Source organism: Bradyrhizobium sp. UFLA06-06, assembly GCF_054820065.1.
The window spans coordinates 22,304-35,560 of record NZ_JADFUD010000012.1; the positions used below are offsets into that span (position 1 = coordinate 22,304).

Annotated in this window: 10 protein-coding genes; 6 read left to right on the plus strand and 4 right to left on the minus strand. The window is 63.4% G+C overall.

Annotation, left to right across the window (positions count from 1 at the left end; all coding sequences use genetic code 11):
- Nucleotides 1–77: 77 nt before the first annotated feature.
- Nucleotides 78–2,186: a GumC family protein gene (locus IF803_RS12900; protein WP_461192381.1), complete on the plus strand. Its 2,109-nt coding sequence runs from the start codon at nucleotides 78–80 to the stop codon at nucleotides 2,184–2,186.
- Between the two features lie 106 nt (nucleotides 2,187–2,292).
- Here the strand turns inward: IF803_RS12900 and IF803_RS12905 are convergent, their stop codons facing one another.
- Nucleotides 2,293–3,618, minus strand: a complete 1,326-nt coding sequence (locus IF803_RS12905) for a lipopolysaccharide biosynthesis protein (protein WP_461192463.1) — start codon at nucleotides 3,616–3,618, stop codon at nucleotides 2,293–2,295.
- Between the two features lie 619 nt (nucleotides 3,619–4,237).
- On the opposite strand from IF803_RS12905, the gene IF803_RS12910 reads away from it, so the two are divergent.
- Complete coding sequence (locus tag IF803_RS12910) at nucleotides 4,238–5,458, plus strand: FAD-dependent oxidoreductase (protein ID WP_461192382.1); 1,221 nt, start codon at nucleotides 4,238–4,240, stop codon at nucleotides 5,456–5,458.
- 74 nt (nucleotides 5,459–5,532) lie between these two features.
- Here the strand turns inward: IF803_RS12910 and IF803_RS12915 are convergent, their stop codons facing one another.
- Entirely contained in the window at nucleotides 5,533–6,663 is a 1,131-nt protein-coding gene (locus IF803_RS12915) for a GNAT family N-acetyltransferase (protein WP_461192383.1), read from the minus strand.
- A 464-nt stretch (nucleotides 6,664–7,127) separates the two neighbouring features.
- Here IF803_RS12915 and IF803_RS12920 point away from each other — a divergent pair, with 464 nt between their 5' ends.
- From IF803_RS12920 to IF803_RS12930, 3 genes are all read left to right on the plus strand, one after another.
- Nucleotides 7,128–7,982 carry a WecB/TagA/CpsF family glycosyltransferase gene (locus IF803_RS12920; protein ID WP_461192464.1) on the plus strand — a complete coding sequence of 285 codons (855 nt, stop codon included), beginning with the start codon at nucleotides 7,128–7,130 and terminating at the stop codon, nucleotides 7,980–7,982.
- A gap of 75 nt (nucleotides 7,983–8,057) precedes the next feature.
- The gene (locus IF803_RS12925; protein ID WP_461192384.1) at nucleotides 8,058–9,347 is read left to right on the plus strand and encodes an O-antigen ligase family protein; all 1,290 of its coding nucleotides are present in this window, start codon (nucleotides 8,058–8,060) and stop codon (nucleotides 9,345–9,347) included.
- Nucleotides 9,344–10,369 carry a glycoside hydrolase family 5 protein gene (locus IF803_RS12930; protein WP_461192385.1) on the plus strand — a complete coding sequence of 342 codons (1,026 nt, stop codon included), beginning with the start codon at nucleotides 9,344–9,346 and terminating at the stop codon, nucleotides 10,367–10,369. The genes IF803_RS12925 and IF803_RS12930 overlap by 4 nt, the downstream gene beginning before the upstream one ends.
- A 27-nt stretch (nucleotides 10,370–10,396) precedes the next feature.
- On the opposite strand, the gene IF803_RS12935 is transcribed toward IF803_RS12930, so the two are convergent.
- On the minus strand, nucleotides 10,397–11,608 hold the full coding sequence (locus IF803_RS12935; RefSeq protein WP_304496826.1) for an amidohydrolase family protein: 1,212 nt from the start codon (nucleotides 11,606–11,608) through the stop codon (nucleotides 10,397–10,399).
- A gap of 118 nt (nucleotides 11,609–11,726) precedes the next feature.
- Here IF803_RS12935 and IF803_RS12940 point away from each other — a divergent pair, with 118 nt between their 5' ends.
- On the plus strand, nucleotides 11,727–13,016 hold the full coding sequence (locus tag IF803_RS12940; RefSeq protein WP_461192386.1) for an MFS transporter: 1,290 nt from the start codon (nucleotides 11,727–11,729) through the stop codon (nucleotides 13,014–13,016).
- 15 nt (nucleotides 13,017–13,031) lie between these two features.
- Here IF803_RS12940 and IF803_RS12945 read toward each other — a convergent pair whose 3' ends face one another.
- Nucleotides 13,032–13,223, minus strand: a complete 192-nt coding sequence (locus IF803_RS12945) for a hypothetical protein (protein WP_461192387.1) — start codon at nucleotides 13,221–13,223, stop codon at nucleotides 13,032–13,034.
- Between the last annotated feature and the right edge of the window lie 34 nt (nucleotides 13,224–13,257).

Consider the following 13,257-nt stretch of genomic DNA (forward strand, 5'->3'; position numbering starts at 1 on the left):
AGCAGGGGGTAACCGTGGATTAACCATAGATATTTACGTTGGAGCGGTACTGTCAGTTGAATTCGAGTCACAGCCTCATGAAGTTCGGTAACCGCGTAGGCTCGAGCCGTTCCGAAGCCACGGAACCCGCCGCGTCGTGGGAAACTGCCGGCGTGCCGGCCAGCCAATCCTCTGCGGATACCACCAAGGGCGCGCTGAGCATTCCCGGCGTGGTGGCATTTTTCCGCGAGAACGGTCAGCGCATTCTGATGCTCGCCGCGGTGATCTTCGCGGTCGGCGTCATTCTGCTGATGTTGATTCCGGCGCGCTATGCCGCGACCGCGCTCGTCGTGGTCGACCCGCGCGAGCAGCGCGTCACCACCGATCAGGACGTCCTGCCGGGGATCGGTCAGGACGCCGCAGCACTGCAGAGCTATGTCGAGATCGCCAAATCCGACGGATTTCTCGGACCGCTGATCGAGCAACTCAAGGTCGCCGAGGACAGCGACATCTCCGGCGGCAGGACCGACCCCACGCGCCTGCTCGACCGGTTTCGCAACCGGCTCGACATCTCCCGGCGCGGATTGACCTATGTCATCGCCATCAAGTTCACGTCCAACAACCCGCAGCGCGCGGCGTATTACGCCAATGCGGTGGCTGAGGCGTTCGTCGCCAGCCAGCGTGGCACGCGCAGCGTGGCGACCGACGAGGCCGCCGACTGGCTGAAGAGCCGGCTCAAGACATTGAACGATCGCTTGCGGTCTTCGGAAGATGCCGTTGCGAAGTTCAAGCTCGAGCACCGGATCGTCAACGCCGGCAAGGAATCGACGACGCAGCAATTGCGCGTCACCGATCTGACCCAGCAGGTCGCCGCCGCGCGCGCCCGCACCGAGGAGGCCAAGGTCCGCTATGAGCAGCTGCAGCGCGACCTGAAGGCCAATGTCGACGGCCCCGTCAAGCAGGACCTGCTGAGTGCGCTGCGCGCCCAGCGCTCCGCGCTCAACGACCAGATCGCACAGAAGCGCGGGGTGCTGGGCGACCGTCATCCAGACCTCGTGATGGCTCTCAGCCAGCTCAGCGATCTCAACCGGCAGATCGAGATCGAGCGGAAGAAGAACATCGACACCGCGAAATCGGAATATGAAGCGCAGCGCGATCAGCAGAAGGCGCTCGAGGATCAGCAGAAGGCGGTCGAACAGCAGATCCTTGTCGACGGTCAGGCGCTCGTCAAGCTGCAGGAATTGCAGCGCGACGCCGATGCCAACAAGAATATCTACGAGCAATTCCTCTCGCGCTACAAGACCACCGACGAGCAGCGGCTGCTGCAGAGCTCGCAGACCAAGGTCGCATCGCCCGCGACGCCGCCGGTACGCTCGACGCTGCCGCCGCTTCCGCTGTTGCTGGTCGCGCTCGCGATCGTCTCGCTGCTGACATCGACGGCGATCGTCGCCGTTCCCGGTCTGAATCTGAAGCAGCTCCCGATCAAGGCCATTCCGCCGCTTCGTCGGGCCGAGGCGCCCGCGCCGCCGGCGCCTGCCGCGCCGCAACCAGCGCTGCCGCCGGGATTGCCGGTGCTGGCCCGGATTCCCAACATGGCGTCGCCGGATGCCGTCAGGAGCGTCTGGCAGACTCCGATCGCGACGACGGCCGAGCCTGATCTCAGTCCGCATCTTCAGCGGCTGATCGAGAACATCGAGCAATTGCCGGGAGACCACGGCAAGGTGGCGCTCCTGCTGTCGGTTGAGGGCGGTGCCGGCGGCAGCACCGTTGCACGGTCGCTGAACCGATCCGCCGTCAAGAATGGCATGCTCAGCGTCCTGATCGAGATGGAATCCAGGCGCGCCGAGGCCGCGCCGCCGCAAGGATCGGGGATCATCAAGGCCGATCTGCCGTCCGTCGTCGAGCTGCTGGGCACCAGCAGCAAGGCGCCGCCCTATCCGCCGGACGATATTCGCGCCGATTTCGGCCTGATCATCGTCGACGCATCGTCGCTTGCCCTGCAGCCGGCCGCGGTGGCGCTGGCTGCCCATGCCGACCTCGTGATCCTCGTGGTTCGCGAAGGGGCCGCCAACTCGGCTGCGATCGGCAAGGCGCGGGCCGACCTATCCGGATATGGTTCGGTCCCGACCGCGCTGGTCGTCAATCGCGTGGCGGTTAATGACGCCGTTCGCGATCCCCAGGGCGAAGCGCTTGGCCTGGCGAGCTGAAGGCGGTTCGGCTGAAGCTAGAGCCTTTCCGTTCCCAGAGTATCGGAACGCGGCTCTGGGTTCTTGTTCTGACGCGAGCCGGTATCACTTCGTTCGAAAAAACGCTCTAGTCGTTGCTGTCCGCAACGCGGACCGCGTAGGCGTCACCTTTCGACGGCCACAGATGCGACAGTACCAGAATGGATGGGTCGACGCCGGTCCGCCGCCGGCACAGTACGTTGAGCGCGATGGTGGCGACGACCAGCGAAACTGTCGCCGAGATCGCGGCGCCGAGCACGCCGAGCCAGGGGATCAGCACGACAAATCCCAGCAGCCGCAACGCCACATTGGCTGCGACAACAGGAACGTAATCGCGCTCATGGCCTGTCAGCTGCAGAACAGCAGCAGAGGGCCCGCCCGCCGCCTGGAAGGCCGTTCCGATCGCGAGCACGATCAACACCCACTGCTGCGCCGCAAAGTGCGGCCCAAACAGGCCGAGCAGATGGGGGGCGCCCACCCAGACAATGACGAGGCCGCTGAGCACGCAGAGCGCGGTCACCTCGGCCATCAGCTTCAGCGTATGTTCGAGCTCGTCGTGATTCTTGCTGAAGTACAGCGAGGGGAGCCGGCGCGCGCCGAACGTGTACAGCGCGGCCGACAGCATGGCGAAGATGTTGGCCAGTCGCGAGGCGGCGAAATAGACGCCGGCGGTGGCCGGATCCAGCATCCAGTAGACCAGGATGACGTCGAAATACTGGTTTGCCGCTTCGAGAATGGAGGCGAGCCAGAACCGGAATGCGCTCTTGTTCCAGCGCGAGGTCTCGAAGCGCGCCGTGACCGACCGCAGGTTCGGCAGCACCCGCACGATCGATACGATCTGCACGACGAGCCCGAGGGCCATGGCGGCCGACATCGCGCTGAACAGCTCGGCGGGGGTGAGCTGCCGGTGGCCGAACAGCACCGCGATCAGGAACAGGACGACGGCGACGCGCCAGAAGAACTCCCGATTGCCTTCGCCCATCAGGATGCTGACCAGCGATCGCGCGATCTGGCTGCCGAGCATGAGCCCTGCATTGACCGCGGTGAACGCCGAGACCGACAGGATCAAGAGCCACCACTCGCCGCGAATGCCTGCCACAGCGGCGATCGCGGCGATCGAAATCAGCATCCCGATCGCTGAGTTCCTCAGGCTCGTCAGCAGCACACCCTTGGTGAAGTCGGTCTGGCCGCGCACCTCATACTCATTGAGAAACCGAACCAGGAGCAGCTCCTGGCCGACCAGGCCCACCACCGAGGCGATCTGGGCGACGGAGAGCAGGGTTGCGAAGTCTCCAAACGCGTCCGGCGTCATCGCCCGTGCGGCCAGCGAGAACAACGCGAATGCGAGCCCGCCGCTACCAACCTTGAGCAGGATGGTCCCGGCAACGCCGCGCGTGACGTCGCGCCGTAACAATTGGAGCACGGAGGCAATCACCAGAGATGTCTCAATATCCAGTCGGGGCTGTTGACCGTAGCAATCGGTGAAGCCTGGAGTGTTAATGTTCTCTTGCTAAGATTCCGTTCCTTTCGAATGGCTTCCGGGCCCAACGCAGTTGTGAACGGGGCCAGGTCGCGTTGCTCCATTCTGGAACGGCGCCGTGTGCCCTGTCTCCAAACGGCGCAGGTCGGATTTGCCTCCGGCGCCCGGTCCAGTGGCGCGGACCTTGCCGCATGAGACTGGGCTTCCGCGTCAACGCCATCTGTCGCAGCTCGATCGCCTGACAATTGCCTCGCCATCCTGCTGCGGAGCCTGCAAAGGTTCAGTTTCATGGCCGACCGTCGTGCAAGCCATGTGCCGAGAGACCGCCGATCGTGGTCCAAACGTTTTCATTAACCTCGATTCTGGAACTCGCCGTGCTCGATCGGCAAGGCGGCACCGCAGGCAAGGAAATTGCAGTTCTGCGGCCAACTTGAGCTTTTCCCGTTCCGATGGAATCGGAACGGGGCTCTAGATTCTTGTTTTGACGCGTTTTCTTCACGCGAACCGGTATCCACTTCGCTCGAAAACGCTCTAGCCGTCGGAGCGGACAAACATGATTGCCGAGAAAAGTGCGACCAAGCCGATCGTGGCCTGCGAGGCCGAGGTCATCGAAGCGGACGTCGCAATTGTCGGAGCCGGTTTGGCAGGCTCGCTTGCAAGGGCTGTGCTCGCCCGGGCCGGGTACCGGGTCATCCTGATCGACAAGCGTTCGATCCCGCCGGACGAATTCCGCGTCGAGAAGATCGCCGGACGGCAGATCGATATCCTGCGCCGCCTCGGCTTCATCGACGACGTCGAGGCCATCGCCGCGCCCTATGACCGGGTGCTCAACATCAGGAGCGGCAAGCTGGTCGATATTGGCGTCGGCCGGTCCTACGGGATTTCCTATGCCAACCTCGTCAACATGGCACGCGGCCTGACGCCCGATGCGTCGAGCTTCCTGCTCGACCAGGTGACCAATGTCAGCTGCAGCGAGGAACGTCAGCAGTTGACGCTGGTCTCCGGAAAGCGCGTCGTCTCGCGTCTGGTCATTCTGGCGACCGGCATGACGAACATGCTCGGCCACAGTCTCGGAATGCGCCGGCAGATGCTTGCCGCGTGCCACTCGGTCTCGTTCGGCTTCACGATCGCACGGCCGGATAACGCGCCGTTCGATTTCGATGCGCTGACCTGCTATGGCGAGGAGGCGGCTGACGGTGTCGACTATCTCAGCCTGTTTCCGATGTCGGGCGGCATGCGGGCGAACCTGTTCATGTTCCGCGACCCGACCGATCCGATCATGCGCGAGCTGCGCCGCGACACCAGACGGACGCTGCTTCGCCTGATGCCGGGATTGCAGCCCTATCTCGGCGATTTCGAGGTGGTCGGCCAGGTGCAGAACTGGGTCATGGATCTGACTGTGACCGAGGGCCATCTGCAGCCGGGCGTCGTGTTGATCGGCGATGCGTTTCAGACCAATTGTCCCGCGGCGGGAACCGGCGTTGGCCGACTGCTGGTGGACGTCGAACGTCTTTGCACGGACTATGTGCCGCGCTGGCTGGAGACCGGCGGCATGGGCGTGGACAAGATTGCGCAGTTCTATTCAGATCGGGACAAGCTCGCCGCCGATCAGCACTCGCTGCAATTGGCGAACTTCCGCCAGGCCTTGACGTCGAACACCGGTGTGCGCTGGAACTTGCGGCGGAAGCTGCACTTCCTGCGCCGCATGATCACCCACCGGGTGGACCGGATTCATCCGGGATGGGTGATGCGCGTCCGCAGCGCGCTCCGCTAGGCGAGTCGTCGCGCCGAGATCATGTTCACAATGAGCTGCAGCGCGATGATGATTCGAGCCGATCTCATCGCGCTTTAGCGCGTGCCGGTCGAGGTGCGGACCGGCCTGAGGTCAGTCACACGCTTGGCGGCCTGCTTGATCCAGGGCGCCTGCTTCAAGGCAAACAGCGCGAGCGAGCCGGCCGCACTGCCGGCCTGCGTCACCGCCGACATCGGCGTCGGCTGACCGCCGAACTGCATCTTGTAGGGCTCGTCACCGATGGTGAAATCGAGCACGCGGTCGCCGCGCTCGACGCAATCCCTGGCGACGCTCTCGAATGTCAGCGCGCCGATCGATTGGCTCTTGTATCCCTCGATGTCGAACGCCGTCATGACGACGAGGACGCTGCCGCGGTGGACCAGCCCAAGCGCGGTGGCGATGACGCTGCCGTCCATCTTCATGGCGTAGAGCCGGGCAAAGGAGCCCATGCCGCGAAGCGCCACGCTCGAGTAGAAATCGAAATACTCCGGTCGCTGCAACAGGTCGCCATCACCCTGTTCGTGAAACCGCGGTCCGCGAAACTTTCTCATCGTCTCCATGGCTTCGCCGATGGAAGCGCTGTCGTCGCAGCATGAGAAGGTGAGTGTGCCCTTCTTGTGGATCTGGCGCCGTTTCTTTGCCAACTCCTTCTGATACGACTTTCCCAATGCATTGATCTGCCATTGCTCGAACGGCGCGACCAGGACCGTCGCGTAAGCATTGGTATCCATCAGGCTGCGATGGGGCGCGCCGAGCAGATTCTCGATCGGCATCCTCGCATCGAGCAGCTTGGGTATGCGCAGCAGGTCGAACGGCCGCAGCAGCTGTCGAAGCCTTTCGCAGGCATGCTGGTCTCGCAGCAGGTCGGTGAAGGTCGCGATGCTGCAGACCGGCGACAAATAGTCGGACACGCGGAGATCGGCGAATTCGATGGTGCGCATCGGGCCGCGCCGCACGCGCAGCATCGGCAGCACGGCCGCAAGCGACATGTTCGCACGATGGCGGACGACGACGACCAGCGGTCTGGCCGACGCGGCGGGAGCGAGCTTGCGGTAAAGGCTGTCCAGCCATAGCGGATGTTGGAAGGCGGTCGCGTCCGAGCCTTCAAATAGCTTTACGTACTCTTCAGACAGGAAGTCGAATGCGTCGTCGATGCTGACATCGAACGCGTCATCATTCTTGTTCATGTGAGACCAAACAAAACGACAGTTTCAAAGCGCCGATTGAATCCGGCACGCCGCCCTTATAGCAAAGGTCGATCGGCTCGGGCAGCGGCAGAATACGATTTGTATTAACGCAATGCGTCGACCCTTGCACATTGTTGCTGGGTCGAGCCGTTGCCGTCATCGTATCGACTGCGATCGGCCGTCAACTCAACGTGGCCGCGTCCCAGGGATCAGCATCGTTAACAATCCTTTAAGGATCAGCTCAATCGGGCCGTGGTGAGATAATCGCACACGGTCTGGACCGGATATTGCAGTTAAGGGCTCGCAAGTCCTGGAGTCCCGCCGAAATGCTGAGTCACAGCCAAAAAACCCGCGCTTCCTACACAATTTCGTTCCCGCAGGCCGACCGCAAGCCGCCTCGGCGTCTCAATTCGGACATGGCTGCGCCACCTGTCCGGATTTGCGACATACCGCGGGCCGAGCAGATGTCCTCGGCGCCGGCGCAGATCGGATCATTGCCACACGGTGCGCGGGAGCGGCGTATCAATCCAGTCGGCAGGGCTGCGACTGCCGGTGTTCCCCGGGCCACCATCGGTGGGCTGCGGCTCGCCGTGCTCGATCGCGAGCAGACCGCCGAGTTCATGGTCGAGGCGGTGTATCCGAGCCGGCGTGCCAATCGTCCGCTGTATCTGACCTCCGCCAACGGCGAGGTGCTGTCGCGCTGCTCGACCGAGCCGATGACGGACCGGCTGTTCCGTACCGCCGACCTGGTCAATGCCGACGGCCAACCGCTGGTCATGGTGTCCAAGCTCCGGTCGCCGAATCCGCTTCCCGAGCGCGTCGCGACCACGGATCTGTTTCACGACGTCGCACGCAAGGCGGAAGAGATCGGGCTGACCTTCTATCTGTTCGGCGCCAACGAAGCCGAGAACAAGGCTGCCATTGCCAATGTCCGCCGGGCCTATCCGGCACTCAAGATCGTCGGCCATTCGCACGGCTATCTGCGCGGCGACGCACTGCGGGCCAAGGTCGACGAGATCAATGCCCTTGCGCCTGATTTCCTCTGGGTCGCGCTCGGCGTGCCCTATGAGCAGGCTTTCGTCGACGAATTCATGCCTCGGCTCGGCAATGTCGGCGTCATCAAGACCTCGGGCGGGCTGTTCAACTTCCTGTCCGGCTCGCGGCCGCGTGCGCCGAGATGGATGCAGATCGTAGGTCTCGAATGGGCCTGGCGCCTGTGGCTCGAGCCGCGGCGGCTGTTCTGGCGCTACCTGACGACCAATCCGCACGCGCTCTATCTGCTGTTCAACCGCACTCGATCCTCGTCAGCGAAGGACTGACGCCTCTAACGAGTGCAATGTGCCGCTCCGATCCACCGGAGCAGCAGGCTCATTCCATGAGCGGAGTACAACCGAATGGACGGACGTGCGATCGACGGATCGATCTGGCAGGCACCCGGTGTCGGGGCGGAAAATTTCGCCAGGACCGTCGTCGGTTGGTCGATCACCATCAATGTGATCATGTCGATGGGGACCTTCCACGCCGCGTTGCTTCCGACCGAATTGACCCTTGTGCAGCAGGCCGTCGCCCTGCTGATGTGGGGCGTCCTGATCTACGCAAGCCTGTTCATCCGTCCGTGCCTGCGGCTGGCCCTCAATCTCGACACGCTCGTGATCGTCGCGTTCTATGCGTTCGCCACTATCTCCGTGTTGTGGACCAACCTCGGCGTGGCGGCCCTGATGAAGGCCGCAGCGCTCGCGATCACGACGCTTGGCGCGTTCTGCATGATCACCCGCGTCGATATCGACGACATCGTGACATCGGCCACCCGCGGCCTGTTCGTGCTGATCGCGGCCTCTGCGCTTTGTGCGGTGGTCCTCCCGGACATCGGGATCGATCAGACCTGGATGCACAACGGGCAGTGGCAGGGTGTCTTCGAGTCGAAGCAAACCCTCGGCTTCGCCGGCGCCTATCTCATGTTCTTCGCCTGTTATCGAAAGATAACGGGACAAGGATGGCTGCCGTTCCTCGTGACGTTCGTGCTGGCCTCCACCTGCGTCATGCTCTCGGAGTCGCGCGGCGCCGGCGCCCTGTCGCTGGTTGCCTGCGCGCTGCTGATCACCTCCCTGTGGTCGGTCCGGTGCATGCAGGTCTACGCGATCCTGCCATGTGTCATGTGCGTCGCGGCAGCGCTATTGATCCTGTATTTCTACACGACCGGCTACGACTCGATCCATGTCTTCGACACGACGATCGACTTCACCGAGCGAACCTTCATCTGGCAGTACGCCATCAGCCATTTCGATGACGCGCCGCTGTTCGGATTCGGCATCAACGGATTCTGGACCAATCCGGCGATCTACGACTATTTCAACCAGAACCACGGCTGGGTCCTCGACAATTATCACAACGGCTATATCGCCATTCTCGTCGAGACCGGATTCTTCGGCTATTTCCTGTTCACGGCGAGCGTCTTCCTGTTTTCCTACAAGGTGCTCTGCCTGATCGCAGGGCGGGCGATCGACCGTCTGCACTGCGCGTTGATCATCGGGTTCGTCTTCCTCAACTGCCAGACCAATTTCACCGAGACGGTCTTCCTTCGCTCGACGATGTTCACGTCGGTGCTGCTGATCGCCTTCTTCCTCGCCATTTGCCGGCCGGTGCCGTCGTCGCGCGTAGAGCCGCGCGAGTTGGAGCAGCCATGACCGCGTTCCGATTGCTTCTGCAAGGAGCCTTCGTCATGCTGGTGGCGGCGGCACTTGCTGTCTCGCTGATCGCACCGGCGAAGGCCGCGGGGCAGGGGGCATCGCCGGACGCCGCGGTGTTGGGGCGCGGCATCAATATTCTCGGCTATGACGGCATCTGGGAAGGCTACCAGAACGCGCCGTTCCGACTGGAAAACTTCGCCGCGATTCGCAGGGCCGGCTTTTCCCATGTCCGGATCAATTTCTTCGGCTTCAGGCATATGGATTCCGGCAACATCCTCGATGATGCCGTCCTGCGGCGCCTCGATGCCGTGATCGAGCAGGTGCTGGCGAATAGGCTCGTTCCGATCCTCGATGAGCACGACACCGATCTCTGCCAACGCGACGTGGCCGAATGCGGCGTGAAGCTCAGGGCATTCTGGCGGCAGATCGCATCGCGCTATGCGGGGAAATACCCGGCGCTGTTGTTCGAGATCCTGAACGAGCCCGGCGGCAACATGACCTCGGCCGAATGGAATGCGCTGCTCCACGATTGTCTTGCCATCATCCGGGATACCAACCCGAAGCGCAATGTCGTGGTCGCGATCCTGAACACCGAGGAGCTGCCGATCGATCAGCTGGTGCTACCGGCCGGCGACCGAAACCTGATCGTCACTTTCCACTATTACCTGCCGCTGCAATTCACCCATCAGGGCGCGCCGTGGTCGCCGACCTTCTCGAAGATCGGTCCGTTGCGCTGGGGCTCTGCGGAAGACGAAGCCAGGGCCTCGGCCGATTTCGACAAGATTCGGTCCTGGTCCGAGAAGGAGAAACGCCCGATCTATCTGGGCGAGTTCGGTGTCTATGAACGCGCGCCCGCGGAGAGCCGCGCGACGTATCTGTCGTTCATGGCGAGAAGCGCGGAACGCAATGGCTGGGCGTGGGCTTACTGGCAGTTCGACCACGATTTTGCGGCATTCGACGGCGCCCGGCAACGCTGGAAGGCGGACATCCTCCGCGCGATCATCCCTCCGGTCCGCTAAGCCGTTCGATTGGACGCAGCGTCCGATTCAGGATCGGCCGGCGGCCTTGACGACGCGATTGTCCCGCGCGGTGAGCACGCCACCCTTGTAGACGGAACGCCCGGACGGCCGCGCGACCACGGCCTCCTGGATATGCACGGCGTTCAGGGTCACGAAATCGGCCTTGGCCCCCGCATGCAGGCCGTAGTCCTCGAGCCTGAGCGCCTTGGCGCCGGCCGTAGTGATCATGTCGAACGCGATCGCGAGCTCCTCATCGGTGTAGAAACCCGAGCGGTATCCGATCATCATGGCACGGCCCAGCATGTCGCCGTCGCCAAAGGGCCACCAGGAGTCGCGGATGTTGTCGTTGCCGCTGAACACGGTGACGCCGGCTTTCCGCAACGGCGCGACGGGCGGGAACGGCCGGCTGCCCGGCGCATTCGTCATGATCGCCACGCCCGAGCGCGCCAGACTGTCGGCGGTCTTCTTCAGCGCATCGGCGGGAATGTCGCCGAGCCCGTAAGCGTGGCTGACGGTGACGCGGCCCTCCATGCCGAGCGCACGCGTGCGCGCCGCGATCTGCTCGACCTCGAAGGCGCCAAGCATGCCGCCGTCATGAAGATGGATATCGACATCGACGCCGTGCTTTTGCGCTACGCCGAACACGACGTCGAGATGGCCCTCGACATCCCGGTCGAAGCTTGCCGGATCCAGCCCGCCGACGGCATTGGCGCCGAGCTTGATGGCCTCGTCGAGCAGTTGCGGCGTGCCGGGGCTGGTGAGGATGCCGTTCTGGGGAAACGCCACGAGCTGGATATCGATCAAATCCCTGTATTCCTCGCGAACCCCGAGGATGGTCTCCAGCGACTTCAGCCCCACCGAACCGTCGACCATGACGTGACTGCGCATCTGCGTCGTGCCGTGCCCGATGCAGAGGTCGAGCTGGTTCCGTGCGCGCACGTCCATCGGCGCGGCCGCGGCAAGGTTCTCGGCCTGAAACGCCACCCGCTCATGGACGTCGAATCCGTCGGTGCAGGGACGGTGCGGCCGCCAGGTATCGCCGTAAAAACTGGTGTCGAGATGGATGTGGCCTTCGACGAAGCCGGGCACGACCAGCGCATTGCCGAGATCGACGATCTCGATCCCGTTGGGCCGTTCGCCTTTCGCCTCAATCGCAACGATGCGGCCGCCACGGACCAGCAGATCGCGGCTGGTGCCGTCACCGAGCCTGGCATTGATGAAGAGTTTGTCGGCTGGCATCGGATCTGTTCCTCTTGTCGCTTGTGTCACATGCAGATCGCGCGGCTCTCCATGCCTTGCCTAACATGGTCGGAGGAATAATACTCCGCTCGCACAAGCAGACAAGGAACCGAGAGCGTTGCCGGAGATTGCGAGCAGGGAACAGTTCGATGTCAAGCGCGCAGCGTTTGCCGCGACCATCGGCAACATGCTGGAGTTCTACGACTTCATCACCTACAGCTTCTTTGCGACCGAGATCGGGCGCACCTTCTTCCCCGCGCACAGCGAATACGGCAGCCTCATGCTGTCGCTTGCGACCTTCGGCGCCGGTTTCCTGACGCGGCCGATCGGCGGCGTCGTGCTTGGCATCTTCTCCGACCGGGTCGGGCGGCGGCCGGCGATGCTGCTGAGTTTCGCGCTGATGGGCGGCGCGATCCTGACCATCGCGCTGACGCCTTCCTATGCCGCGATCGGCATTGTGGCGCCGATCATCGTGATCCTGGCGCGGATGGTGCAGGGGTTCGCGCTCGGCGGCGAGGTCGGGCCGACCACGGCCTATCTGATCGAGATCGCTGCACCGAGGAACCGCGGCCTCGTGGTCGCCTGGCAGCCGGCCAGCCAGGAGATCGCGGCGACGGTGGGCGCGCTTGTCGGTGTCATCCTGAGCAGCGCGATGGCGCCCGACATGCTGCAGGCCTATGGATGGCGCATCGCGTTCCTGCTCGGGGCCGTCTGTCTGCCGTTCGGCATCTGGATGCGCCGCACGCTGCCGGAAACGGTCTCGCATGGCGAGCACGCCGCCGGGCAAATCGAGCGCTCGAGCCATGTGGCGCTGGCGCGCCGGCATCTTCGCGTCATCGTGCTGGCGGTGATGATCCTGGCCAGCGGCACGATCTCGACCTATGTGACGCAATACATGACGACCTACGCCAAGAACACGCTGCATGTGTCGCCGTCGCTGGCGTTCACGGTCTCGCTGGTCAGCAACGGACTGCAGATCATCGGCGCGGTGCTGGGCGGCTGGCTCGCCGACCGGCTCGGACGCAAGCCGATCATGATCTGGCCGCAGCTGGTCGTGCTGGTGCTGACCTATCCGGCCTTCCTGTGGATCGTCCAGGACCCCGGTGCGTGGTCGCTTCTGTTCGGCTTCGGCATCCTGTCGTTCATCGGATCGCTGCCGTTCACCGCGTTCTATGCCGCCTTCACCGAAGCGCTGCCGCAGAGCATTCGCGGCGGCGTGTTCGCCACGATCTACGCGGTCGCCATCGCGACGTTCGGCGGCACCGCGCAGCTCGTGGTCACGTGGCTGCTGCACGTGTCAGGGGATCCGCTGGCGCCGTCCTGGTATCTCCTGCTCGCGGCGGCGGTCGGCATCGTGGCGATGAGCCTGATGCCCGAGACCGCCCCGGTGAAGACTGGTGAGAAATAACGCCGGCAGACGCGCTCAATCCATGTCGCGAAAGGCGTGGCCGTTGGCCTCGATTTCCTTCACGAGCTGCGGCGGCAGATTGGCCTGAGCCGAGGTGCCGTCGAACACCCAGTCCTTGGCATCGGCAAGATCGGGAAGACCCGCACCCTTGCGGACATAAAGACCGATCGATGTCTTCTTCGGATTGATGTAGAGATCGTAGTCCATTGCGGGCCTCCTCTCCGTTGAAGTTCAACGGAAG